Source organism: Streptomyces sp. NPDC088554 (genome assembly GCF_044752945.1).
In the GTDB taxonomy this organism is placed as follows: Bacteria; Actinomycetota; Actinomycetes; order Streptomycetales; family Streptomycetaceae; genus Streptomyces.
Genome location: NZ_JBIVMF010000005.1, coordinates 144146 through 168997 on the forward strand (window position 1 = coordinate 144146; position 24852 = coordinate 168997).

20 protein-coding genes are annotated in these 24852 nt (G+C 67.0%); all 20 read left to right on the forward strand.

What is annotated here, in order from left to right; all coding sequences use genetic code 11:
• Positions 1–56 precede the first annotated feature (56 nt).
• Complete coding sequence (rplA, locus tag ACIP8W_RS08070) at positions 57–779, forward strand: 50S ribosomal protein L1 (protein ID WP_401951681.1); 723 nt, start codon at positions 57–59, stop codon at positions 777–779.
• A gap of 143 nt (positions 780–922) precedes the next feature.
• On the forward strand, positions 923–1759 hold the full coding sequence (locus ACIP8W_RS08075; protein WP_402202369.1) for a DUF6612 family protein: 837 nt from the start codon (positions 923–925) through the stop codon (positions 1757–1759).
• Positions 1760–2025: 266 nt separating this feature from the next.
• Positions 2026–2586, forward strand: coding sequence for a 50S ribosomal protein L10 (rplJ, locus tag ACIP8W_RS08080; RefSeq protein ID WP_401951675.1), 561 nt, complete (start codon positions 2026–2028; stop codon positions 2584–2586).
• 83 nt (positions 2587–2669) lie between these two features.
• Positions 2670–3053 (forward strand): 50S ribosomal protein L7/L12, encoded by a 384-nt coding sequence (gene rplL / locus ACIP8W_RS08085; protein WP_402150630.1) that lies wholly within the window; start codon positions 2670–2672, stop codon positions 3051–3053.
• Positions 3054–3638: 585 nt separating this feature from the next.
• Positions 3639–7121, forward strand: coding sequence for a DNA-directed RNA polymerase subunit beta (gene rpoB, locus ACIP8W_RS08090; protein ID WP_401951670.1), 3483 nt, complete (start codon positions 3639–3641; stop codon positions 7119–7121).
• A 125-nt stretch (positions 7122–7246) separates the two neighbouring features.
• Positions 7247–11161: a DNA-directed RNA polymerase subunit beta' gene (locus tag ACIP8W_RS08095; RefSeq protein ID WP_401951667.1), complete on the forward strand. Its 3915-nt coding sequence runs from the start codon at positions 7247–7249 to the stop codon at positions 11159–11161.
• 370 nt (positions 11162–11531) lie between these two features.
• Positions 11532–11903, forward strand: a complete 372-nt coding sequence (gene rpsL, locus ACIP8W_RS08100; protein WP_003948652.1) for a 30S ribosomal protein S12 — start codon at positions 11532–11534, stop codon at positions 11901–11903.
• A gap of 2 nt (positions 11904–11905) precedes the next feature.
• Positions 11906–12376 (forward strand): 30S ribosomal protein S7, encoded by a 471-nt coding sequence (rpsG, locus tag ACIP8W_RS08105; RefSeq protein ID WP_030351427.1) that lies wholly within the window; start codon positions 11906–11908, stop codon positions 12374–12376.
• Between the two features lie 38 nt (positions 12377–12414).
• Entirely contained in the window at positions 12415–14541 is a 2127-nt protein-coding gene (gene fusA, locus ACIP8W_RS08110) for an elongation factor G (protein ID WP_401951665.1), read from the forward strand.
• Positions 14542–14691: 150 nt separating this feature from the next.
• Positions 14692–15885: an elongation factor Tu gene (gene tuf / locus ACIP8W_RS08115; RefSeq protein ID WP_401951663.1), complete on the forward strand. Its 1194-nt coding sequence runs from the start codon at positions 14692–14694 to the stop codon at positions 15883–15885.
• A 324-nt stretch (positions 15886–16209) separates the two neighbouring features.
• Entirely contained in the window at positions 16210–19479 is a 3270-nt protein-coding gene (locus tag ACIP8W_RS08120; RefSeq protein ID WP_402202372.1) for a glycosyl hydrolase 115 family protein, read from the forward strand.
• Between the two features lie 287 nt (positions 19480–19766).
• The gene (locus ACIP8W_RS08125; RefSeq protein WP_401951658.1) at positions 19767–20153 is read left to right on the forward strand and encodes a hypothetical protein; all 387 of its coding nucleotides are present in this window, start codon (positions 19767–19769) and stop codon (positions 20151–20153) included.
• A 337-nt stretch (positions 20154–20490) separates the two neighbouring features.
• The gene (rpsJ, locus tag ACIP8W_RS08130; protein ID WP_003948644.1) at positions 20491–20799 is read left to right on the forward strand and encodes a 30S ribosomal protein S10; all 309 of its coding nucleotides are present in this window, start codon (positions 20491–20493) and stop codon (positions 20797–20799) included.
• Positions 20800–20813: 14 nt separating this feature from the next.
• Positions 20814–21458, forward strand: coding sequence for a 50S ribosomal protein L3 (gene rplC / locus ACIP8W_RS08135; protein WP_401951655.1), 645 nt, complete (start codon positions 20814–20816; stop codon positions 21456–21458).
• Positions 21459–21466: 8 nt separating this feature from the next.
• Positions 21467–22117 (forward strand): 50S ribosomal protein L4, encoded by a 651-nt coding sequence (gene rplD, locus ACIP8W_RS08140; RefSeq protein WP_401951653.1) that lies wholly within the window; start codon positions 21467–21469, stop codon positions 22115–22117.
• The gene (gene rplW, locus ACIP8W_RS08145; RefSeq protein WP_366393631.1) at positions 22117–22434 is read left to right on the forward strand and encodes a 50S ribosomal protein L23; all 318 of its coding nucleotides are present in this window, start codon (positions 22117–22119) and stop codon (positions 22432–22434) included. The genes rplD and rplW overlap by 1 nt, the downstream gene beginning before the upstream one ends.
• A gap of 50 nt (positions 22435–22484) precedes the next feature.
• On the forward strand, positions 22485–23321 hold the full coding sequence (gene rplB / locus ACIP8W_RS08150) for a 50S ribosomal protein L2 (RefSeq protein WP_114659660.1): 837 nt from the start codon (positions 22485–22487) through the stop codon (positions 23319–23321).
• Positions 23322–23333: 12 nt separating this feature from the next.
• Positions 23334–23615: a 30S ribosomal protein S19 gene (gene rpsS, locus ACIP8W_RS08155; protein ID WP_023539342.1), complete on the forward strand. Its 282-nt coding sequence runs from the start codon at positions 23334–23336 to the stop codon at positions 23613–23615.
• A gap of 40 nt (positions 23616–23655) precedes the next feature.
• Positions 23656–24003, forward strand: a complete 348-nt coding sequence (gene rplV / locus ACIP8W_RS08160; protein ID WP_114625505.1) for a 50S ribosomal protein L22 — start codon at positions 23656–23658, stop codon at positions 24001–24003.
• A complete protein-coding gene (rpsC, locus tag ACIP8W_RS08165) occupies positions 24003–24851 on the forward strand; it encodes a 30S ribosomal protein S3 (RefSeq protein WP_401951650.1) in 849 nt (282 codons plus the stop codon). Before rplV ends, rpsC begins: the two co-directional genes overlap by 1 nt.
• Position 24852 lies beyond the last annotated feature (1 nt).

The window sequence follows — 24852 nt, forward strand, 5'->3', positions numbered from 1 at the left end:
GACCATGCGCGGTCCGGACCACGAACTCCACACTTGATGAATCACCAGGAGACGAAGTGAAGCGCAGCAAGGCACTCCGTGGCGCGGAGGCCAAGATCGACCGGGAGCGCAACTACGCCCCGCTCGAGGCCGTCCGTATCGCCAAGGACACCACCACCACCAAGTTCGACGGCACCGTCGAGGTGGCCATGCGTCTGGGCGTCGACCCGCGCAAGGCCGACCAGATGGTCCGTGGCACCGTGAACCTCCCGCACGGCACCGGCAAGACCGCCCGGGTCCTGGTCTTCGCGACCGGTGACCGCGCCGAGGCCGCGCGTGCCGCGGGCGCCGACATCGTCGGCGCCGACGAACTGATCGACGAGGTCGCGAAGGGCCGTCTGGACTTCGACGCCGTCGTCGCCACCCCGGACCTCATGGGCAAGGTCGGCCGCCTCGGCCGCGTCCTCGGCCCGCGTGGTCTGATGCCGAACCCGAAGACCGGCACGGTCACCCCGGATGTCACCAAGGCTGTCAACGACATCAAGGGCGGCAAGATCGAGTTCCGCGTCGACAAGCACTCGAACCTGCACTTCATCATCGGCAAGGTCTCCTTCGACGAGACGAAGCTGGTCGAGAACTACGCCGCGGCGCTGGAGGAGATCCTCCGTCTGAAGCCGTCCGCCGCCAAGGGCCGCTACATCAAGAAGGCCACCCTGGCCACCACGATGGGCCCCGGCATCCCGCTGGACGCCAACCGCACCCGTAACCTCCTCGTCGAGGAGGACCCGGCTGCCGTCTGACACTGACGGCAGCCACGGGTCACCCGTACAGAAAGCCGGTCCCCGCGCCTCTTCGGAGGGGCGGGGACCGGCTTTTTATTCGGGTGGCGTTGTCAGTGGTGGCAGATAGAGTCTGCGCACATTCATTTCCGGGGGGAAACCTGATGAAGACGATGTACCGCAGAGCCGCTGTGGCCGTGCTCGGGGGCGCTCTGCTGTGCTCCACCGCGGCCTGTGGGTCCGAGCCCGCCGAGGCGGAGCTGACGCCGGTGGCGGCCGTCCAGCGGGCCGCGGACAAGAACGAGAAGCTCACTTCGATGGCGTACACGATGAGCGGGAAGGTGCCCGGGGAGGGCGACGTCGAGGCGGAGGCGTCGATGAGCCTGAAGCCCCTGGCCATGCGGATGACGATGCGCATGGAGGTCGAGGGGGAGCGGGAGGAGATGGAGATCCGTCTCACCTCCGACGGCCTGTACCTCAACGGGGGCGAGGAAGCCGCCGCCGAGATGGACGGCAAGAGCTGGCTCAAATTCCCCGTCGGCGCGCTCGCCGAGAAGGGCGGGGAGAATCCGCTGGGCGGCATGGCCGGTCAGGCCGACCAGAACCCGGCGGCCGAGGCGGGCTCGCTGACCGCCGCCGAAGACCTGAAGAAGGTCGGCGACGAGACCATCGACGGGGTCGGGACCGCGCACTACTCGGGCACGCTCCCCTTCGACGAGGTCCGTGCGGCGCTGGCGGAGAAGCCCGCCGCGGCCAGGGAGAACACCGAGAAGACGCTCAAACGGTACGAGGACATGGGCGTCGACAAGCTGACGATGGACATGTGGATCGACCAGGACGACCGGACCAAGCAGTTCCGCGTCCGGGGCGCCTCCGACAAGGGTCCGCTGGACCTGACGATCAAGTTCGCCGGTTACAACAAGCCGGTCGAGATCAAGGCCCCGCCGGCCGCCGAGGTCGCGGATCTCGAAGAGATGATGAAGGAGAGCGCGGCGGGCTGAGGCCGTCGCCAGGGTGCGATTTGCCTGTCGAAGCCCCGTTCACGTACTCTGCTCCAGAAGCCAAAGACCGCTGGTCGTTGCCGTGTGCTCGTAAGAGGGTGCGGTGGCCGAAGGATCCGCTAGCTGCGGACGACCCGCGTAGGTGACTGTGGAAAGCTCCCGGATTCCATTCGGTTGAGCTACGCCCCGTGCGCCTGCGCCGGGGCGTTTCGTTTTGCCCAGCCCCTTCTGAGCGGTCCTCATCACCCGGAAGGAGGCCGACGCTCATGGCAAGGCCCGACAAGGCTGCCGCGGTAGCCGAGCTGACGGACAAGTTCCGCAGCTCGAATGCCGCCGTGCTGACCGAGTACCGGGGTCTCACCGTGGCGCAGCTCAAGGAGCTGCGTCGTTCTCTCGGTGAGAACGCCCAGTACGCCGTGGTGAAGAACACGCTGACCAAGATCGCGGCCAACGAGGCCGGGATCAACGCGCTGGACGACCTGTTCGCAGGTCCGACGGCGGTTGCCTTCGTCACCGGTGACCCGGTGGTGTCGGCGAAGGGTCTTCGTGACTTCGCCAAGGACAACCCGAATCTCGTCATCAAGGGCGGTGTCCTTGATGGTAAGGCGCTGTCCGCCGACGAGATCAAGAAGCTCGCGGACCTCGAGTCCCGTGAGGTTCTGCTCGCCAAGCTGGCGGGTGCCATGAAGGGCAAGCAGTCCCAGGCTGCCGCGCTCTTCCAGGCGCTTCCGTCGAAGTTCGTCCGCACCGCGGAAGCGCTTCGTGCCAAGAAGGAAGAGCAGGACGGTGCCGGTACGCCGGCCCCCGTCGAGGCCGACTCCGAGTAATCACGCTCGGTCGGCCACAGCGGGCCGGTACGCCCGCGGAACTGTACATACGGCACCAGCCGAATAGTGGAAGGACCGCCATCATGGCGAAGCTCACCCAGGACGAGCTGCTCGCGCAGTTCGAGGACATGACCCTCATCGATCTCGCTGGCTTCGTGAAGGCCTTCGAGGAGAAGTTCGACGTCACGGCCGCCGCCCCGGTCGCCGTTGCCGCCGCCGGTGGCGCTGCCGCCGTCGCCGACGCCGTCGAGGAGCAGGACGAGTTCGACGTCATCCTCACGGGTGCCGGCGAGAAGAAGATCCAGGTCATCAAGGTTGTGCGCGAGCTCACCTCCCTGGGCCTCAAGGAGGCCAAGGACCTCGTGGACGGCGCCCCCAAGCCCGTCCTCGAGAAGGTCGCCAAGGAGGCCGCCGAGAAGGCCGCCGAGTCCCTCAAGGCCGCCGGCGCCTCCGTCGAGGTCAAGTGACCTCACGCGAGTCCGCAGCCGCCCGCCTGTAGGCGTACGGAGGCAGTCTCGGCGCCGTGAGGCGCAGCGTTGACGCGAAGGGCGATCACCCAGTCGGGTGGTCGCCCTTCGCCGTTCCCGCGGGGGGTGCCTTGCTCTTCGGCCCGCTGCGAGTATCGTGATCATCGCCGTGCTTCCGTACGCCCCGTGACGGTCCGCATGGGGTGGGGGGCCTTGACGAACCGCACGCAGCGCGCAATTCTCAGGACGCGTCGTCACACCGATCCGGATCCGAGGCATGGATCGGCGGCGAAGAGGGCAGTAACGATGTGCGCCTTCGGCGCGATGATTGCTGTAGAGACACGCAGTTGAGACAAGGGTGTTGAGAAAAACGAGGGTGTCGGAAAACCCGCTCTGGACATCAGTGTGCCAAGTGGCTACACTGACCCTTTGCGCTGCCTGTTAGCTGCTCCCTGCCCGTCACCAGGGGCACCCCCTCGCACGAGCATCGGTGAATGAAAAGCCCTGAACTGGGCTTTCCCTCTCGATGCCCCGCTTGGGACCGGTACGCGCGTAGTGAGTCCGAGCCCTCGGAAGGACCCCCTCTTGGCCGCCTCGCGCAACGCCTCGACCACGAATACGAACAATGGCGCAAGCACTGCCCCGCTGCGCATCTCCTTTGCAAAGATCAAGGAGCCGCTTGAGGTTCCGAACCTCCTGGCGCTCCAGACCGAGAGCTTCGACTGGCTCCTCGGCAACCCCGCCTGGAAGTCTCGTGTCGAGGCGGCTGTCGAGAGTGGGCAGGACGTCCCCAGGAAGTCAGGTCTGGAGGAGATCTTCGAGGAGATCTCCCCGATCGAGGACTTCTCCGGGTCGATGTCGCTGACCTTCCGCGACCACCGCTTCGAGCCGTCCAAGAATTCGATCGAGGAGTGCAAGGACCGCGACTTCACGTTCGCCGCCCCGCTCTTCGTCACCGCCGAGTTCACCAACAACGAGACCGGTGAGATCAAGTCCCAGACGGTCTTCATGGGCGATTTCCCGCTCATGACGAACAAGGGCACCTTCGTCATCAACGGCACCGAGCGTGTCGTGGTGTCCCAGCTGGTCCGCTCGCCGGGTGTCTACTTCGACTCCTCGATCGACAAGACGTCCGACAAGGACATCTTCTCCGCCAAGATCATCCCGTCCCGGGGTGCCTGGCTGGAGATGGAGATCGACAAGCGCGACATGGTCGGTGTCCGCATCGACCGCAAGCGCAAGCAGTCCGTCACCGTCCTCCTCAAGGCTCTCGGCTGGACGACCGAGCAGATCCTCGAAGAGTTCGGCGAGTACGAGTCCATGCGCGCCACCCTGGAGAAGGACCACACCCAGGGCCAGGACGACGCGCTTCTCGACATCTACCGCAAGCTGCGTCCGGGCGAGCCCCCGACGCGCGAAGCCGCTCAGACGCTGCTGGAGAACCTCTACTTCAACCCGAAGCGCTACGACCTCGCGAAGGTCGGCCGCTACAAGGTGAACAAGAAGCTCGGCGCGGACGAGCCGCTGGACGCCGGCGTGCTCACCACCGACGACGTCATCGCGACCATCAAGTACCTGGTCAAGCTGCACGCCGGGGAGACCGAGACGGTCGGCGAGAGCGGCACCCAGATCGTCGTCGAGACCGACGACATCGACCACTTCGGCAACCGTCGTCTGCGTAACGTCGGCGAGCTCATCCAGAACCAGGTCCGTACGGGTCTGGCGAGGATGGAGCGCGTCGTGCGCGAGCGCATGACGACCCAGGACGTCGAGGCGATCACGCCGCAGACCCTGATCAACATCCGGCCGGTCGTCGCCTCCATCAAGGAGTTCTTCGGCACCAGCCAGCTGTCCCAGTTCATGGACCAGAACAACCCGCTGTCGGGTCTGACCCACAAGCGCCGTCTGTCGGCGCTGGGCCCCGGCGGTCTCTCCCGTGAGCGGGCCGGCTTCGAAGTCCGTGACGTGCACCCGTCGCACTACGGCCGCATGTGCCCGATCGAGACCCCCGAAGGCCCGAACATCGGTCTGATCGGCTCGCTCGCCTCGTACGGCCGGGTCAACGCGTTCGGCTTCGTGGAGACGCCGTACCGCAAGGTCACCGATGGTGTCGTCACCGACGAGGTCGACTACCTGACGGCCGACGAGGAAGACCGCTTCGTCATCGCCCAGGCCAACGCGACGCTCTCCGAGGACATGCGCTTCACGGAGCCCCGCGTGCTCGTCCGCCGTCGTGGCGGCGAGGTCGACTACATCCCGGGCGACGACGTCGACTACATGGACGTCTCGCCGCGCCAGATGGTGTCCGTCGCGACCGCGATGATCCCCTTCCTGGAGCACGACGACGCCAACCGTGCCCTCATGGGCGCGAACATGATGCGTCAGGCCGTGCCCCTGATCACGTCCGAGGCGCCGCTCGTCGGCACCGGCATGGAGTACCGCTGCGCGGTCGACGCCGGTGACGTCGTCAAGGCGGAGAAGACGGGTGTGGTCCAGGAGGTATCCGCGGACTACGTCACGGTCGCCAACGACGACGGTACGTACACCACGTACCGCATCGCCAAGTTCTCCCGCTCCAACCAGGGCACCTCGGTCAACCAGAAGGTCGTCGTCAACGAGGGCGACCGGGTCGTCGAGAGCCAGGTCCTCGCCGACGGGCCCGCCACCCAGCAGGGTGAGATGGCGCTCGGCAAGAACCTCCTCGTGGCGTTCATGCCGTGGGAGGGCCACAACTACGAAGACGCGATCATCCTCAGCCAGCGGCTGGTGCAGGACGACGTCCTCTCCTCGATCCACATCGAGGAGCACGAGGTCGACGCCCGTGACACCAAGCTCGGCCCCGAGGAGATCACCCGGGACATCCCGAACGTCTCCGAAGAGGTCCTCGCGGACCTCGACGAGCGCGGCATCATCCGTATCGGTGCCGAGGTCGTCGCCGGGGACATCCTGGTCGGCAAGGTCACGCCCAAGGGCGAGACCGAGCTGACCCCGGAGGAGCGGCTGCTCCGCGCGATCTTCGGCGAGAAGGCCCGTGAGGTCCGCGACACCTCGCTGAAGGTGCCGCACGGTGAGGTCGGCAAGGTCATCGGCGTCCGCGTCTTCGACCGCGAGGAGGGCGACGAGCTGCCGCCCGGCGTGAACCAGCTGGTTCGTGTGTACGTCGCGCAGAAGCGCAAGATCACCGATGGTGACAAGCTCGCCGGCCGTCACGGCAACAAGGGCGTCATCTCGAAGATCCTGCCGATCGAGGACATGCCGTTCCTGGAGGACGGCACCCCGGTCGACATCATCCTCAACCCGCTCGGCGTGCCGTCCCGAATGAACCCGGGACAGGTCCTCGAAATCCACCTCGGCTGGCTCGCCAGCCAGGGCTGGAAGGTCGAGGGCAACGAGGAGTGGATGGAGCGGCTGAAGTCCATCGGCGCCGACGAGGTCGCGCCCGGCACCAACGTCGCGACCCCGGTCTTCGACGGCGCCCGCGAGGACGAGATCTCCGGACTCTTCGAGTCCACGATCCCGAACCGCGACGGTGAGCGGATGGTCAAGGGCTCCGGTAAGGCCCGGATGTTCGACGGCCGCTCCGGTGAGCCGTTCCCGGACCCGATCTCGATCGGGTACATGTACATCCTCAAGCTCCACCACCTGGTCGACGACAAGCTGCACGCCCGGTCGACCGGTCCGTACTCGATGATCACCCAGCAGCCGCTGGGTGGTAAGGCCCAGTTCGGTGGTCAGCGCTTCGGTGAGATGGAGGTGTGGGCGCTGGAGGCTTATGGCGCCGCGTACGCACTCCAGGAGCTGCTGACGATCAAGTCCGACGACGTGACCGGCCGCGTGAAGGTCTACGAGGCCATCGTCAAGGGCGAGAACATCCCCGAGCCCGGCATTCCCGAGTCCTTCAAGGTGCTCATCAAGGAAATGCAGTCGCTCTGCCTCAACGTGGAGGTGCTGTCCTCGGACGGCATGTCCATCGAGATGCGTGACACGGACGAGGACGTCTTCCGCGCGGCGGAGGAGCTCGGTATCGACCTGTCCCGGCGCGAGCCGAGCAGCGTCGAAGAGGTCTGACGGGTTCGCCGGCCGGATCACCGATCCGGCCGGCTCTCCCCGGACCCGTTCAGACCATTGCTGAAGTGCCCCATTTTCTCGCTGACGCGAGGGGCTCGAACCCCCGAAAGAGGGATTGACGACAAGTGCTCGACGTCAACTTCTTCGACGAGCTGCGGATCGGCCTTGCCACCGCGGACGACATCCGGACCTGGTCGCACGGCGAAGTGAAGAAGCCGGAGACCATCAACTACCGCACGCTCAAGCCCGAAAAGGACGGACTCTTCTGCGAGAAGATCTTCGGTCCGACCCGGGACTGGGAGTGCTACTGCGGCAAGTACAAGCGTGTCCGCTTCAAGGGCATCATCTGTGAGCGCTGTGGCGTGGAAGTCACGCGCGCCAAGGTGCGCCGTGAGCGGATGGGCCACATTGAGCTGGCCGCGCCCGTCACCCACATCTGGTACTTCAAGGGCGTTCCCTCCCGCCTCGGATACCTGCTGGACCTGGCGCCGAAGGACCTCGAAAAGGTCATCTACTTCGCCGCGTACATGATCACGTTCGTGGACGAGGAGCGCCGTACGCGCGATCTGCCGTCGCTGGAGGCGCATGTCTCCGTCGAGCGTCAGCAGACCGAGAACCGTCGCGACTCCGACCTCGAAGCCCGCGCCAAGAAGCTCGAGACCGACCTGGCCGAGCTGGAGGCCGAGGGCGCCAAGGCCGACGTACGCCGCAAGGTGCGCGAAGGTGCCGAGCGCGAGATGAAGCAGCTGCGCGACCGTGCGCAGCGCGAGATCGACCGCCTCGACGAGGTGTGGAGCCGCTTCAAGAACCTCAAGGTCCAGGACCTGGAGGGCGACGAGCTGCTCTATCGCGAGCTGCGTGACCGCTTCGGCACGTACTTCGACGGTTCGATGGGTGCCGCGGCGCTGCAGAAGCGCCTGGAGTCCTTCGACCTGGACGAGGAGGCCGAGCGCCTCCGCGAGATCATCCGTACCGGCAAGGGCCAGAAGAAGACCCGTGCGCTGAAGCGCCTCAAGGTCGTCTCCGCGTTCCTCCAGACCAGCAACAGCCCCAAGGGCATGGTGCTGGACTGCGTCCCGGTCATCCCGCCGGACCTGCGTCCGATGGTGCAGCTGGACGGCGGCCGCTTCGCGACCTCCGACCTGAACGATCTGTACCGCCGTGTGATCAACCGCAACAACCGCCTCAAGCGTCTCCTCGACCTCGGTGCCCCCGAGATCATCGTGAACAACGAGAAGCGGATGCTCCAGGAGGCCGTCGACGCGCTGTTCGACAACGGCCGCCGTGGTCGCCCGGTGACCGGTCCCGGTAACCGTCCGCTGAAGTCCCTGAGCGACATGCTCAAGGGCAAGCAGGGCCGTTTCCGTCAGAACCTCCTCGGCAAGCGAGTCGACTACTCGGCCCGTTCCGTGATCGTCGTCGGCCCGCAGCTCAAGCTGCACCAGTGCGGTCTGCCGAAGGCCATGGCACTGGAGCTCTTCAAGCCGTTCGTGATGAAGCGCCTGGTGGACCTGAACCACGCGCAGAACATCAAGTCGGCGAAGCGCATGGTCGAGCGCGGCCGCACGGTCGTGTACGACGTGCTCGAAGAGGTCATCGCCGAGCACCCGGTGCTGCTGAACCGTGCGCCGACCCTGCACCGCCTGGGCATCCAGGCCTTCGAGCCGCAGCTGGTCGAGGGCAAGGCCATCCAGATCCACCCGCTCGTCTGCACCGCGTTCAACGCGGACTTCGACGGTGACCAGATGGCCGTCCACCTGCCGCTCTCCGCGGAGGCGCAGGCCGAGGCCCGCATCCTGATGCTGTCCTCGAACAACATCCTGAAGCCGGCCGACGGCCGTCCGGTCACCATGCCGACCCAGGACATGGTGCTCGGTCTCTTCTTCCTCACCACGGACGAGGAAGAGCGCAAGGTCATCGGCGAGGGCCGGTCCTTCGGCTCCACCGCCGAGGCGACCATGGCGTTCGACAACCGGGAGCTGTCGCTCCAGGCGAAGGTCGACATCCGCTTCCCGGTGGGCACCATCCCGCCGCGCGGCTGGACCCCGCCGGTCAGCGCCGAGGCCGACACCGACGGCACCGCCGTCGCGTGGCAGCAGGGCGACCCGTTCCGTCTCCGCACCACCCTGGGCCGCGCGCTCTTCAACGAGCTGCTGCCCGAGGACTACCCGTTCGTCGACTACTCGGTGGGCAAGAAGCAGCTCTCCGAGATCGTCAACGACCTGGCCGAGCGCTACCCCAAGGTCATCGTGGCGGCGACGCTCGACAACCTGAAGGCGGCCGGCTTCTTCTGGGCGACCCGCTCCGGTGTCACCGTCGCCATCTCCGATGTCGTCGTGCCCGAGGCGAAGAAGGCGATCGTCCAGGGTTACGAGGCGCAGGACGAGAAGGTCCAGAAGCAGTACGAGCGCGGTCTGATCACCAAGGACGAGCGCACGCAGGAGCTCATCGCGATCTGGACCAAGGCGACCAACGAGGTCGCCGAGGCGATGAACGCGAACTTCCCGAAGACCAACCCCATCTTCATGATGGTGAACTCGGGTGCTCGCGGAAACATGATGCAGATGCGTCAGATCGCCGGTATGCGTGGTCTGGTGTCCAACGCCAAGAACGAGACGATCCCGCGTCCCATCAAGGCGTCCTTCCGTGAAGGTCTGTCCGTGCTGGAGTACTTCATCTCCACCCACGGTGCCCGTAAGGGTCTGGCCGACACCGCCCTGCGTACCGCCGACTCGGGTTACCTCACCCGTCGTCTGGTGGACGTCTCGCAGGACGTCATCATCCGCGAGGAGGACTGCGGCACCGACCGCGGTCTGAAGCTGCGGATCGCCGAGCGCGGCGCCGACGGTGTCCTGCGCAAGGCGGAGGACGTCGAGACGTCCGTCTACGCGCGGATGCTCGCCGAGGACGTCGTCGTCGACGGCAAGGTCATCGCGCCGGCCAATGTCGACCTGGGCGATGTCCTGATCGACGCCGTCGTGGCCGCCGGGGTCGAGGAGGTCAAGACCCGCTCGGTCCTGACCTGCGAGTCCGCGGTCGGCACCTGTGCCTTCTGCTACGGCCGCTCGTTGGCCACCGGCAAGCTGGTCGACATCGGTGAGGCGGTCGGCATCATCGCCGCCCAGTCCATCGGTGAGCCCGGTACCCAGCTGACGATGCGTACCTTCCACACCGGTGGTGTGGCCGGTGACGACATCACCCAGGGTCTGCCCCGAGTCGTCGAGCTCTTCGAAGCCCGTACGCCCAAGGGTGTCGCCCCGATCTCGGAGGCGGCGGGCCGCGTCCGTATCGAGGAGACCGAGAAGACCAAGAAGCTCGTCGTCACCCCCGACGACGGCAGCGAGGAGACGGCGTTCCCGATCTCCAAGCGCGCCCGTCTGCTGGTGGGCGAGGGCGACCCGGTCCAGGTGGGCCAGAAGCTCACCGTCGGTGCCACCAACCCGCACGACGTGCTGCGGATCCTCGGTCAGCGCGCGGTCCAGGTCCACCTGGTCGGCGAAGTCCAGAAGGTCTACAACTCGCAGGGTGTGTCGATCCACGACAAGCACATCGAGATCATCATCCGGCAGATGCTGCGCCGTGTGACGATCATCGAGTCCGGCGACGCGGAGCTGCTGCCGGGCGAGCTGGTGGAGCGCTCGAAGTTCGAGACCGAGAACCGTCGTGTGGTCACGGAAGGCGGCCACCCGGCCTCCGGCCGTCCGCAGCTGATGGGTATCACCAAGGCCTCGCTGGCCACCGAGTCGTGGCTGTCGGCGGCGTCCTTCCAGGAGACGACCAGGGTCCTCACCGACGCGGCGATCAACGCCAAGTCGGACTCCCTGATCGGCCTCAAGGAGAACGTCATCATCGGTAAGCTCATCCCGGCCGGTACGGGTCTGTCCCGCTACCGCAACATCCGGGTCGAGCCGACCGAGGAAGCCAAGGCCGCGATGTACTCGGCCGTCGGTTACGACGACATCGACTACTCGCCGTTCGGTACGGGCTCCGGCCAGGCCGTACCGCTGGAGGACTACGACTACGGTCCGTACAACCAGTAAGGCGTGAGCGGACCGGAGGGCGGTCTCCTCGTACCAGTGGGTACGGGGAGACCGCCCTCCGGCGTTCGGAGACGGTGACGAGGGCGGGTACGCGGCGTCAACGCGTGGGTACGCGGTGCGGTCGATCCGGGGTCCGCGGCATTTGTTTTGACCGGAGTCGATGAGGTAGGTACGCTCAGACCTTGTGCCTGGGGTGTGCCTGGGCTCCTGTGCGTGTCTTCAGCCGCATCGGGGGTCCGAGTACGGGCCCGCCGCAATCTGTGCTCTCTCCGCCTCTCGCGGGGTCATGCAGTATTCGACACACCCGACCGCGTGGGTCGGAGGTGTTCCAGGTTAGTTTCACTAACGGCACACAGAAACCGGAGAAGTAGTGCCTACGATCCAGCAGCTGGTCCGGAAGGGCCGGCAGGACAAGGTCGAGAAGAACAAGACGCCCGCGCTTGAGGGTTCGCCCCAGCGTCGTGGCGTCTGCACGCGCGTCTTCACGACCACCCCGAAGAAGCCGAACTCCGCTCTCCGGAAGGTCGCGCGTGTGCGTCTGACCTCTGGTATCGAGGTCACGGCCTACATTCCGGGCGAGGGACACAACCTGCAGGAGCACTCGATCGTGCTCGTGCGTGGTGGCCGTGTGAAGGACCTGCCGGGTGTTCGCTACAAGATCATCCGCGGCTCCCTTGACACCCAGGGTGTCAAGAACCGCAAGCAGGCCCGCAGCCGCTACGGCGCCAAGAAGGAGAAGTAAGAATGCCTCGTAAGGGCCCCGCCCCGAAGCGCCCGGTCATCATCGACCCGGTCTATGGTTCTCCTCTTGTCACGTCACTGATCAACAAGCTTCTGCTCAACGGCAAGCGTTCCACCGCCGAGCGGATCGTGTACGGCGCCATGGAGGGCCTGCGCGAGAAGACCGGTAACGACCCGGTCATCACCCTGAAGCGCGCGCTTGAGAACGTCAAGCCCACGCTCGAGGTCAAGTCCCGCCGTGTCGGTGGCGCCACCTACCAGGTGCCGATCGAGGTCAAGCCCGGTCGCGCCGCCACCCTCGCCCTGCGCTGGGTCGTGGGTTACTCCCGCGCCCGTCGCGAGAAGACGATGACCGAACGCCTCATGAACGAGCTGCTCGACGCCTCCAACGGTCTCGGCGCCTCGGTCAAGAAGCGTGAGGACACGCACAAGATGGCCGAATCCAACAAGGCCTTCGCGCACTACCGCTGGTAGTCGCTCCCCACATCGAGACCGAGAGAAGATTGAGCCTTATGGCCACCACTTCGCTTGACCTGGCCAAGGTCCGCAACATCGGGATCATGGCCCACATCGACGCGGGCAAGACGACGACCACCGAGCGCATCCTGTTTTACACCGGTGTGAGCTACAAGATCGGTGAAGTCCACGATGGCGCTGCCACGATGGACTGGATGGAGCAGGAGCAGGAGCGCGGCATCACCATCACGTCCGCCGCGACGACCTGTCACTGGCCGCTCGAGGACGTCGACCACACCATCAACATCATCGACACCCCGGGCCACGTGGACTTCACGGTCGAGGTGGAGCGTTCGCTCCGCGTCCTCGACGGTGCTGTCACCGTGTTCGACGGTGTCGCCGGTGTGGAACCGCAGTCCGAGACCGTATGGCGCCAGGCGGACCGTTACGGTGTCCCCCGCATCTGCTTCGTCAACAAGCTCGACCGGACCGGCGCGGAGTTCCACCGCTGCGTCGAGATGATCTCGGACCGCCTGGGCGCGGTTCCGATCGTCATGCAGCTTCCGATCGGTGCCGAGGCCGACTTCCAGGGCGTCATCGACCTCGTACGGATGAAGGCGCTCGTCTGGTCCGCCGAGGCGGCCAAGGGCGAGATGTACGACGTCGTCGACATCCCGGCCGAGTACGCCGAGGCCGCCGAGGAGTGGCACGGCAAGCTGCTGGAGACCGTCTCGGAGAACGACGACGAGCTGATGGAGCTGTACCTGGAGGGCACCACGCCCACCGAGGAGCAGCTGTACGCGGCGATCCGTCGTATCACCATCGCCTCCGGCAAGGCCGACACGACCACCGTCACCCCGGTGTTCTGCGGTACCGCGTTCAAGAACAAGGGCGTCCAGCCCCTGCTCGACGCGGTCGTGCGCTACCTGCCGACCCCGCTCGACGTCGAGGCCATCGAGGGCCACGACGTGAAGGACCCCGAGCTGGTCGTCAAGCGCAAGCCCTCCGTCGACGAGCCGCTGGCCGCGCTGGCGTTCAAGATCATGCGCGACCCGCACCTGGGCAAGCTCACCTTCATCCGGGTGTACTCCGGCCTTCTGGAGTCCGGCACCGCGGTGCTGAACTCGGTGAAGGGCCGCAAGGAGCGCATCGGCAAGATCTACCGTATGCACGCGAACAAGCGTGAGGAGATCGAGTCGGCGGGCGCCGGAGACATCGTCGCCGTCATGGGCCTGAAGCAGACCACCACCGGTGAGACGCTGTGCGACGACAAGAACCAGGTGATCCTGGAGTCCATGGACTTCCCGGCCCCGGTCATCGAGGTCGCGATCGAGCCCAAGTCCAAGGGTGACCAGGAGAAGCTGGGTGTCGCCATCCAGTCTCTCGCGGAGGAGGACCCCTCCTTCCAGGTGCACAGCAACGAGGAGACCGGCCAGACCGTCATCGGCGGCATGGGCGAGCTCCACCTTGAGGTGCTGGTCGACCGGATGCGCCGCGAGTTCAAGGTCGAGGCGAACGTCGGCAAGCCGCAGGTGGCTTACCGTGAGACGATCCGTAAGACCGTCGAGCGCGTGGACTACACCCACAAGAAGCAGACCGGTGGCACCGGGCAGTTCGCCAAGGTGCAGATCATGATCGAGCCCATCGAGGGTGGCGACACCTCGTACGAGTTCGTGAACAAGGTCACCGGTGGGCGTATCCCGAAGGAGTACATCCCTTCGGTGGACGCCGGCGCGCAGGAGGCCATGCAGTTCGGCATCCTCGCCGGTTACGAGATGACCGGTGTGCGCATCACGCTTCTCGACGGTGGCTACCACGAGGTCGACTCCTCGGAACTGGCCTTCAAGATCGCCGGTTCGCAGGCGTTCAAGGAGGGTGCCCGCAGGGCGTCCCCCGTACTCCTCGAGCCGATGATGTCCGTCGAGGTCACCACGCCCGAGGACTACATGGGCGATGTCATCGGCGACATCAACTCCCGCCGTGGCCAGATCCAGGCCATGGAGGACCGGGCCAACGCCAAGGTCGTCAAGGGCCTGGTACCGCTGTCGGAGATGTTCGGCTACGTCGGAGACCTCCGCAGCAAGACCTCGGGTCGCGCAAGCTACTCGATGCAGTTCGACTCCTACGCCGAGGTTCCCCGGAACGTCGCCGAGGAGATCATCGCGAAGGCCAAGGGCGAGTAACTCTTCCGAGTCCACGCTTTAGGCTTGTCACCGGAAGTCCTGGAGTATCCCCGCCGCACCGCGGTGGGGATACGCAGGGCCCCGGCATCCCAGCAAAGATCACCTGGCGCCGATGAGTAAGGCGTACAGAACCACTCCAGGAGGACCCCAGTGGCGAAGGCGAAGTTCGAGCGGACTAAGCCGCACGTCAACATCGGCACCATCGGTCACATCGACCACGGTAAGACGACCCTCACGGCCGCCATTACCAAGGTGCTGCATGACGCGTACCCGGACCTGAACGAGGCCTCGGCCTTCGACCAGATCGACAAGGCTCCCGAGGAGCGCCAGCGCGGTATTACGATCTCGATCGCGCACGTCGAGTACCAGACGGAGTCGCGTCACTACGCGCACGTCGACTGCCCCGGTCACGCGGACTACATCAAGAACATGATCACGGGTGCGGCGCAGATGGACGGCGCCATCCTCGTGGTCGCGGCCACCGACGGCCCGATGCCGCAGACCAAGGAGCACGTGCTCCTGGCCCGCCAGGTCGGCGTGCCGTACATCGTTGTCGCGCTGAACAAGGCCGACATGGTGGACGACGAGGAGATCCTCGAGCTCGTCGAGCTCGAGGTTCGCGAGCTGCTCTCCGAGTACGAGTTCCCGGGCGACGACCTTCCGGTCGTCAAGGTCTCGGCGCTCAAGGCCCTTGAGGGCGACGAGGAGTGGGGCAAGACCGTCCTCGAGCTGATGGCCGCTGTCGACGAGTCGATCCCGCAGCCCGAGCGCGACGTCGACAAGCCGTTCCTGATGCCGATCGAGGACGTCTTCACGATCACCGGTCGTGGCACCGTCGTCACCGGTCGTATCGAGCGTGGTGTCCTCAAGGTCAACGAGACCGTTGACATCGTGGGCATCAAGCAGGAGAAGACCACCACCACGGTCACCGGCATCGAGATGTTCCGCAAGCTGCTCGACGAGGGCCAGGCCGGTGAGAACGTCGGTCTGCTCCTCCGTGGCATCAAGCGCGAGGACGTCGAGCGCGGCCAGGTCATCATCAAGCCCGGTTCGGTCACGCCGCACACCGAGTTCGAGGCCCAGGCCTACATCCTGTCGAAGGACGAGGGTGGCCGTCACACCCCCTTCTTCAACAACTACCGCCCGCAGTTCTACTTCCGTACCACGGACGTAACGGGCGTGGTGACCCTTCCCGAGGGCACCGAGATGGTCATGCCGGGCGACAACACCGTCATGACGGTCAACCTGATTCAGCCGGTTGCCATGGAGGAGGGCCTCAAGTTCGCCATCCGTGAGGGTGGCCGGACCGTCGGCGCCGGCCAGGTCACCAAGATCAACGTCTGATCATCCTCGGATGATCGGATCTGATCCGACCTGGTGATCCGGGGGAGTCGTCCCCCGGGCAACCTGCAAGGGCCCCGCGCACCGTCCTCACGGACGGTGGGCGGGGCCTTTCGCGTTGCCTCCGGGGTCGCGTTGTCTTCGAGGTCGCGCCCGCTTCCGGGGCCGCGTTGCCTTCGGTGGAGGGGGAGGTGCGGCTCTGGCCGGGATGGGGCCTTTGCGCCGAGACCGAAAGTTTTCGAGGCTGCACACCCATTGTTTCGGTGAATTTTCCGACCCAGTATGCAAGTGACGTCAGTGAGTGACGTCAGCGACTGGAGGAGTGTCATGGGTAGCGATGTTCCCCAGCAGCCCAGCCGCAGAGCCGTTCTCGGCACCGGGGCGGGGGTGGGGCTGGGGTGGGGGAGCCTCACGGCCCTCGGTGCGCTCGCGGGGGCTGCGGGACTCTCCGGGGAGGCGCCGGCCGCCACGCCGGGCGGCAGTACGCAGCCGACCGACCCGGGCTCGTACATCTCCTTCAGTGCCCGGCCCGGGGCCTTCCCCTTGGTGAGCTCGGGCCGGGCGGCAGCCCTGGTGGTCGCGGCGGACGACCATCCGGGTGTCGTACGGGTGGTGGGGGACCTGCGGGACGATATCGAACGGGTGACAGGGATACGGCCCGACACCGACCGGCGCGGAACGGCGCGCGGGGTGCGTGGGCACCGGGAGGTGGTCCTCGTCGGGACGATCGGGCGCAGCGCGCTGATCGACGGCCTGGTCGCGGCCGGGACGCTGGACGTCAGCGGCATCGAGGGGAAGTGGGAGACCTCGTTGCAGACCGTGGTCGAGCACCCGCTGCCCGGGGTGGACCGCGCGTTCGTCGTCGCGGGCAGCGATCCGCGCGGGACGATCTTCGGGGTGTACGACGTCTCCCTCGGGATCGGTGTCTCGCCCTGGTACTGGTGGGACGACGTGGTCCCGGTCCGCCGCGACGCGCTCCACGTCCTGCCCGGCCGCCATACGCAGGGCACGCCCGCCGTGAAGTACCGCGGCATCTTCCTCAACGACGAGAACCCGGCGCTCGGCACCTGGGCCCCCGCGTTCTTCGGTCCCGGCAAGGCGCCCGGCCGCCCCGGCGGCTTCAACGCGGACTTCTTCGCCAAGGTCTTCGAGGTGATGCTGCGGCTGAAGGCGAACTACCTGTGGCCGGCGGTGTGGGGGCGCGCGTTCGCCGAGGACGATCCGCTCAACCACGCCCGCGCCAAGGAGTACGGCATCGTCATGGGCACCTCCCACGAGGCGCCCATGATGCGGGGCATCGAGGAGTGGAACCGGCACGCCGTCCCCGCCGTACGCGACAGCGCGGGCCGTATCGTCACCCCCGGGCGCGATCCGTACGGCGGTACGGGCGAGTGGTCGTACGTCCGCAACGCCGAGGCGATCAGGGCGTACTGGCGCGACGGCATCGTCCGGATGGTCGAGGAGGACTTCGAGGGCGTCGTCACCCTCGGCATGCGCGGCAATGGTGACACCGGGCTGCCGGACGGCGACGGCATCGAGCTGATGCGGGAGATCATCGCCGCGCAGCGGAGCATCCTCGCGGAGGTCACCGGCCGGGACCCCGCCGGGATCCCGCAGGTGTGGACGCTCTACAAGGAGGTCCAGCACTACTGGGACCGAGGGCTGCGCGCCCCCGAGGACGTCACCGTCGTCCTCACTGACGACAACTGGGGCAACATCCGCAAGCACCCGGACCCGGCCGAACCCGCCAGGAGCGGTGGCTACGGGCTGTATTACCACTTCGACTACGTGGGCCTCGGCCGCAACTACAAGTGGGTCGACACCACCTCCCTCCCCAACCTGTGGGATCAGCTGTACCAGGCCGTCGCGTACGGCAATCACGGGCTGTGGGTCACCAATGTGGGTGACCTCAAGGGGAACGAACTGCCGACGCAGTTCTTCCTCGACTACGCCTGGAACCCGGACCGTTGGCCGCTCGAACGGCTCCCCGAATGGGAACTGCGCTACGCCCGGCAGAACTTCGGCGAGGCACAGGCCGCCGCCGTCGCCGACGTACTCGCCACCTACGGCCAGCTCCAGTCGCGCCGCAAGCCCGAACTCCTCAACCGGGCCATCACGTTGGATCCCGCGAAGGATCCCGCCCGGGACCGGTCGGCGGTGGTGTACGACGACCGCGCCACGCCGTTCTCGCTCACCGGCCACCGGGAGCTGGAGCGGGTCACCGGCGAATGGCGCCGGCTGGCCGAGGACGCGCGCCGGATCGAACGGCGGCTGCCGGCGGAGGCCCGGGACGCGTGGTTCGAGCTGGTGGGGTACGCGGTCGTGGCCACCGCCAACGTCTACGCGCTGCGCGAGGCGCAGTTCACCAACCTGCTGTACGCGGCACAGGGCCGGGCCGCCACGAACGACCGCGCGTCGGCCGCCGAGGCCCGGCTCGCCGACGACCTCGCCCTCGCGGACCACTACAACCGCCAGGTCGCGGGTGGCAAGTGGCGGGGCTTCCAGACCCAGCCGCACATCGGATACGGGGACATCGAGCGGTACGGCCCCGACGCGCCCTGGCAGCAGCCCGAGCGCAACCATGTGGCCCTGCCCGACGAGATCTTCCCCGCCGTCCAGCGCGTCGAACCGCCGGACACGGCGGCGCTGGGGGTGGCGGTCGACGGGTCGGCGGGGTGGTGGCCGGGGGAGGGAGGGGCTCGGGAGGGTGTGCCTCTCGTGCTGGCCGAGTTCAGTCCGTACCAGACCTGTCCCGACCAGTACATCGAGGTGTTCAACCGGGGGCGGCGGCCGTTCGCGTACCGCGTGGTGCCGTCGGTGGACTGGATCACGGCGGACCACCCGAGCGGCCGGGTCGACCAGCAGGTACGGGTGACCCTGCGGGTGGACTGGTCCCGTGCGCCCTACGGCCGTACGGAGGCGGACATCGCCGTCCATGGCCCGGACGGCGCCGTGGTCACGGTCGGCGCGGTCGCGGCGCGCCCGACGCCGAGCGAGGTGCGGGGGCTGCGCGGGCTGCGGGGCTTCGTGGCGGCGGGCGGCTATGCCGCCATCGACGCGGAGCACTTCACGCGGGCGGTGGGTGGGGACGGCGGGGGCAGCGGGAGTGTTGGGGGCGGTGGGGGTGTTACGTGGCGGCGCGTCGACCGGATCGGGCGTACGGGCGCGGGCATGACCCCCTTCCCGGTCACCGCCCCCCGGCAGACCCCGCGCGGCGGCTCACCCCGGCTGGAGTACGAGATCGGCCTGCTGGCGCCCGGTCCTGTGACGGTCTGGGCGTACGTATCCCCGCGCAACCCGGCGCTGCCGGTCGAGGGTCTGCGGTACGCGGTCTCCTTCGACGACGACGCCCCGCAGACGGTGGACATCATCGCCGCGACCGGTGCCGACGACGGGACCATGAACCGCCAGTGGGCCCGCCACACCTCCGACAACATCAACCGCACCGCCACCCGGCACAGGCTGAGCGGGGCGGGAACACACCGGCTGTCGTTCTGGATGGTGGACCCGACGGTGGTCCTGCAACGGCTGGTGGTGGACACGGGCGGCCTGACGCCGACGTACCTGGGACCGGGGGAGAGCTGGCGGGCGGGGTGAGAGGTGGGCCGGTGACGTGGATGGCGGGTGGGGCCGCCCCCTTGCGGTTGAGTGTGGTGGTTGCGGGCCGGGCGCCAAGGGCGCTCCCGCGTCGCGTCGGCTGTGCCGATTGCGCTGTGCTCCACCTCCCGTACCTGCCCCGAAAGTTCCACTGCCAGAACTGCGACCACCAGACGCACGCTGGCACCGTGGGCGCACTCGACGTTCTACGGGCCGGGCTGGTCCGTCGCGAAACCCAACCGGCGTAGCGAGAAGCCCCCTCGTTCACGAGGGGAGAAGGCACGTTCATGAGCGTGCCGCGGAAGACCGCGCTCGGTGGAGCGCCCTGGGCGCTGCGCGAAACGGACCTGGGCGGATCGCTGCTCATGGCTCCGTGTGATGGCGCTGTCACAGACATGGACCTGGTCGAGCACTCCGTGCGGCAGCGGCTGGGGGCGGGCGATCCGCGCATCGTGGTGGAGCGGGACCCGTACGCGTCCCGGGTGCAGGCGCGGGTCCGCATCCGGACGCTGGAGGCCACGACGGGCACCCGGGCGGAGATCGGCCGAGAGGGCGGTCCGCTGCGCCCCGGGGCGTGGCCGGGGGTTGGGGTATCCGGGGGTGGGGTACCCTTTTGGACCCTGATTGGCCAGGGCCGAGGCGCCTGTGGCACACTGTTCAGGTTGCTCGGTTGAGTGCCAATGCTGTGCGCCTCCCGCCGGGAGGACCGGAAGCGAGTCCCACAGTACTCGTCGTCTCCAACTGCCTTACGGGGCAGCGCTGGGACGGACGTACGGGAATCTTCCGGGAAGTGTCAGTGGGGTACCGACCAGGCTCCCGGTGGCGGAGATGTGACTGCTTGCGCGGTCGCGGTTCTACCCCGGCCCGCGGACTTGGGCCGCGCCCCTCGCAGGGAATTCCTTCGGGAAATTTTCGTGGCGGGGACGCGACACGCCCGACCGCGTGGGTCGGAGAAGAGCCCGGAACTACCGGGTCCCAGAGCGTTACGAGAGACAGGACTACGAAGCAGCCATGGCGGGACAGAAGATCCGCATCCGGCTCAAGGCCTACGACCACGAGGTCATCGATTCCTCGGCGAAGAAGATCGTCGAGACGGTGACGCGTACTGGTGCGTCGGTCGCGGGCCCGGTGCCGCTGCCCACTGAGAAGAACGTGTACTGCGTCATCAAGTCGCCGCACAAGTACAAGGACTCGCGCGAGCACTTCGAGATGCGCACGCACAAGCGCCTGATCGACATTCTCGACCCGACGCCCAAGACCGTTGACTCGTTGATGCGCCTGGACCTTCCGGCCGGCGTCGACATCGAGATCAAGCTCTGAGAGGCACGGAAGAGATGACTAAGCCGATCAAGGGTGTCCTGGGCGAGAAGCTCGGCATGACCCAGGTCTGGGACGAGAACAACCGCGTCGTCCCGGTCACCGTGGTGAAGGCCGGACCCTGCGTCGTTACCCAGGTCCGTACGAATGACTCCGATGGCTACGAGTCGGTCCAGATCGCCTTCGGCGAGATCGACCCTCGCAAGGTGAACAAGCCCCTCAAGGGCCACTTCGCCAAGGCCGACGTGACCCCCCGCCGCCACCTGGTGGAGCTCCGCACCTCCGACGCCAGCGAGTACACGCTCGGCCAGGAGATCACCGCCGCCACGTTCGAGTCCGGCGTCAAGGTTGACGTCACGGGCAAGAGCAAGGGCAAGGGCTTCGCCGGTGTCATGAAGCGTCACAACTTCAAGGGCCTCGGCGCCGGTCACGGCACCCAGCGCAAGCACCGCTCTCCCGGTTCCATCGGTGGCTGCGCCACCCCGGGCCGTGTGTTCAAGGGCCTCCGCATGGCGGGCCGTATGGGCAACGAGCGGGTCACCACCCAGAACCTGACCGTTCACGCCGTTGACGCGGAGAAGGGCCTCATCCTGATCAAGGGTGCGGTTCCTGGTCCGAACGGCGGCCTCGTCCTGGTCCGTACCGCGGCCAAGGGGGCCTGAGGTAACTGATGAGCACCGTTGACATCCTTTCGCCGGCAGGCGACAAGGCCGGGACCGTCGAACTCCCTTCGGAGATCTTCGACGCCAAGGTCAGCATTCCGCTGATCCACCAGGTCGTTGTCGCCCAGCTGGCCGCTGCCCGACAGGGCACGCACAAGACCAAGACCCGCGGCGAAGTCCGTGGTGGTGGCAAGAAGCCGTACCGCCAGAAGGGCACCGGCCGCGCCCGTCAGGGTTCGACCCGCGCTCCGCAGTTCGCCGGTGGTGGCGTCGTCCACGGCCCCGTGCCGCGTGACTACTCGCAGCGGACCCCGAAGAAGATGAAGGCCGCCGCCCTGCGCGGTGCCCTCACCGACCGGGCCCGTCACTCCCGTATCCACGTCGTGTCCGGCGTGGTCGACGGCGCGGTCTCCACCAAGGCCGCGAAGACGCTGCTGGGCAAGATCTCCGAGCGCAAGAACGTGCTCCTGATCGCCGAGCGCTCCGACGAGGCCGCGTGGCTCTCCGCCCGCAACCTGCCCCAGGTGCACATCCTGGCGCCGGGCCAGCTGAACACGTACGACGTGATCGTCTCCGACGACGTGGTCTTCACCCAGGCCGCTTTCGAGTCCTTCGTGTCTGGCCCCAAGGCCGACAACAACGAAGGGGACGAAGCCTGATGGCCGAGATCACCAGCAAGACCTTCGAGGACCCGCGCGACATTCTTGTCAAGCCCGTGGTCTCCGAGAAGAGCTACGCGCTGCTCGACGAGAACAAGTACACGTTCATCGTGGCGCCCCACGCCAACAAGACCCAGATCAAGCAGGCCGTGGAAGCGGTCTTCTCGGTCAAGGTCGCCGGGGTCAACACGATCAACCGCCAGGGCAAGCGCAAGCGCACCCGCACCGGTTTCGGCAAGCGCGCCAACACCAAGCGCGCCATCGTGACCCTTGCCGAGGGCGACCGTATCGACATCTTCGGCGGCCCGACCTCCTGACGGAGGTCGAGACGTCCAGGATCCGGAATTCTTCCGAGGACTGAGAGACAATGGGTATCCGCAAGTACAAGCCGACGACTCCGGGCCGTCGTGGCTCCAGCGTCGCCGACTTTGTCGAGATCACGCGGTCCACGCCGGAGAAGTCGCTGGTCCGCCCGCTGCACAGCAAGGGCGGCCGTAACAACGCCGGTCGTGTGACCGTTCGCCACCAGGGTGGTGGCCACAAGCGCGCCTACCGCGTGATCGACTTCCGTCGTCACGACAAGGACGGCGTGCCGGCCAAGGTCGCGCACATCGAGTACGACCCCAACCGCACCGCCCGCATCGCGCTGCTGCACTACGCAGACGGCGAGAAGCGCTACATCATCGCCCCGGCCAAGCTGAGCCAGGGCGACCGGGTTGAGAACGGCCCCGGGGCCGACATCAAGCCGGGCAACAACCTGCCGCTGCGCAACATCCCGGTGGGTACGACCATCCACGCCATCGAGATGCGTCCCGGCGGCGGCGCGAAGATCTCCCGTTCCGCGGGCGCTTCGGTCCAGCTGCTGGCGAAGGAGGGCTCCATGGCCACCCTTCGTATGCCCTCCGGCGAAGTCCGGATGGTCGACGTACGCTGCCGCGCCACGATCGGCGAGGTCGGCAACGCCGAGCAGTCGAACATCAACTGGGGCAAGGCCGGCCGTATGCGCTGGAAGGGCGTACGCCCGACCGTCCGCGGTGTCGCGATGAACCCGGTCGACCACCCGCACGGTGGTGGTGAGGGCAAGACCTCCGGTGGTCGCCACCCGGTCAGCCCGTGGGGTCAGAAGGAGGGTCGTACTCGCTCGCCGAAGAAGGCAAGCAGCAAGTACATCGTCCGCCGCCGCAAGACGAACAAGAAGCGCTAGGAGCGGGTTTAGATGCCGCGCAGTCTCAAGAAGGGGCCCTTCGTCGACGGACACCTCATCAAGAAGGTGGACGTACAGAACGAGGCAGGCACCAAGAACGTCATCAAGACCTGGTCCCGTCGCTCGATGATCATCCCGGCCATGCTCGGCCACACGATCGCGGTGCACAACGGCAAGATCCACGTCCCGGTGTTCGTCACCGAGTCGATGGTCGGCCACAAGCTCGGCGAGTTCTCGCCGACTCGCACCTTCCGCGGCCACGTCAAGGACGACCGGAAGTCGAAGCGCCGCTAACGCGGGGTGACTGACTATGACTTACACCGAAGGGACAACCATGGAAGCCAGGGCCCAGGCGCGGTACATCCGCGTCACGCCCATGAAGGCCCGCCGAGTGGTGGACCTCATCCGTGGCATGGATGCCACGGAGGCTCAGGCGGTCCTGCGCTTCGCCCCGCAGGCCGCGAGCGTGACGGTAGGCAAGGTGCTCGACAGCGCCATTGCCAATGCCGCTCACAACTACGACCACACCGACGCCTCTTCGCTGGTCATCAGCGAGGCGTACGTGGACGAAGGTCCGACCCTGAAGCGGTTCCGTCCGCGCGCACAGGGCCGGGCCTACCGGATCCGTAAGCGGACCAGCCACATCACCGTGGTCGTCAGCAGCAAGGAAGGAACCCGGTAATGGGCCAGAAGGTTAACCCGCATGGGTTCCGGCTCGGTATCACCACGGACTTCAAGTCCCGTTGGTATGCCGACAAGCTGTACAAGGACTACGTCAAGGAAGACGTTGCCATTCGTCGCATGATGACGAAGGGCATGGAGCGGGCCGGCATCTCGAAGGTCGAGATCGAGCGCACCCGCGACCGAGTCCGCGTGGACATCCACACCGCGCGTCCGGGCATCGTCATCGGTCGCCGCGGCGCCGAGGCGGACCGTATCCGCGGCGAGCTGGAGAAGCTGACCGGCAAGCAGGTCCAGCTGAACATCCTCGAGGTCAAGAACCCCGAGGTGGACGCTCAGCTGGTGGCCCAGGCCGTCGCCGAGCAGCTGTCCTCCCGCGTCTCCTTCCGTCGCGCCATGCGTAAGAGCATGCAGTCGACGATGAAGGCCGGCGCCAAGGGCATCAAGATCCAGTGCGGTGGCCGTCTCGGCGGCGCCGAGATGTCCCGCTCGGAGTTCTACCGCGAGGGCCGCGTGCCCCTGCACACGCTCCGCGCGAACGTGGACTACGGCTTCTTCGAGGCCAAGACGACCTTCGGCCGTATCGGTGTGAAGGTCTGGATCTACAAGGGCGACGTCAAGAACATCGCCGAGGTGCGCGCCGAGAACGCCGCGGCCCGCGCCGGCAACCGTCCGGCCCGTGGTGGCGGCAACGACCGCCCCGCCGGCCGCGGTGGCCGCGGTGGCGAGCGTGGCGGCCGTGGCCGCAAGCCGCAGGGCACGGGAGCGGAGGCCCCCAAGGCCGACGCCACCACCGCTGCGCCGGCCGCTGAGGCGACGACCTCTTCTACCGGCGGAACGGAGGCCTGAC

What these genes read in the sequence shown, in the direction of transcription:
- ACIP8W_RS08075 (WP_402202369.1), top strand. Translation starts at nt 923, where the DNA reads ATGAAGACGATGTACCGCAGAGCCGCTGTGGCCGTGCTCGGGGGCGCT.
- rplJ (WP_401951675.1), top strand. Translation starts at nt 2,026, where the DNA reads ATGGCAAGGCCCGACAAGGCTGCCGCGGTAGCCGAGCTGACGGACAAG.
- rplL (WP_402150630.1), top strand. Translation starts at nt 2,670, where the DNA reads ATGGCGAAGCTCACCCAGGACGAGCTGCTCGCGCAGTTCGAGGACATG.
- rpsG (WP_030351427.1), top strand. Translation starts at nt 11,906, where the DNA reads ATGCCTCGTAAGGGCCCCGCCCCGAAGCGCCCGGTCATCATCGACCCG.
- fusA (WP_401951665.1), top strand. Translation starts at nt 12,415, where the DNA reads ATGGCCACCACTTCGCTTGACCTGGCCAAGGTCCGCAACATCGGGATC.
- ACIP8W_RS08120 (WP_402202372.1), top strand. Translation starts at nt 16,210, where the DNA reads ATGGGTAGCGATGTTCCCCAGCAGCCCAGCCGCAGAGCCGTTCTCGGC.
- ACIP8W_RS08125 (WP_401951658.1), top strand. Translation starts at nt 19,767, where the DNA reads ATGAGCGTGCCGCGGAAGACCGCGCTCGGTGGAGCGCCCTGGGCGCTG.
- rpsJ (WP_003948644.1), top strand. Translation starts at nt 20,491, where the DNA reads ATGGCGGGACAGAAGATCCGCATCCGGCTCAAGGCCTACGACCACGAG.
- rplC (WP_401951655.1), top strand. Translation starts at nt 20,814, where the DNA reads ATGACTAAGCCGATCAAGGGTGTCCTGGGCGAGAAGCTCGGCATGACC.
- rplD (WP_401951653.1), top strand. Translation starts at nt 21,467, where the DNA reads ATGAGCACCGTTGACATCCTTTCGCCGGCAGGCGACAAGGCCGGGACC.
- rplW (WP_366393631.1), top strand. Translation starts at nt 22,117, where the DNA reads ATGGCCGAGATCACCAGCAAGACCTTCGAGGACCCGCGCGACATTCTT.
- rplB (WP_114659660.1), top strand. Translation starts at nt 22,485, where the DNA reads ATGGGTATCCGCAAGTACAAGCCGACGACTCCGGGCCGTCGTGGCTCC.
- rpsS (WP_023539342.1), top strand. Translation starts at nt 23,334, where the DNA reads ATGCCGCGCAGTCTCAAGAAGGGGCCCTTCGTCGACGGACACCTCATC.
- rplV (WP_114625505.1), top strand. Translation starts at nt 23,656, where the DNA reads ATGGAAGCCAGGGCCCAGGCGCGGTACATCCGCGTCACGCCCATGAAG.
- rpsC (WP_401951650.1), top strand. Translation starts at nt 24,003, where the DNA reads ATGGGCCAGAAGGTTAACCCGCATGGGTTCCGGCTCGGTATCACCACG.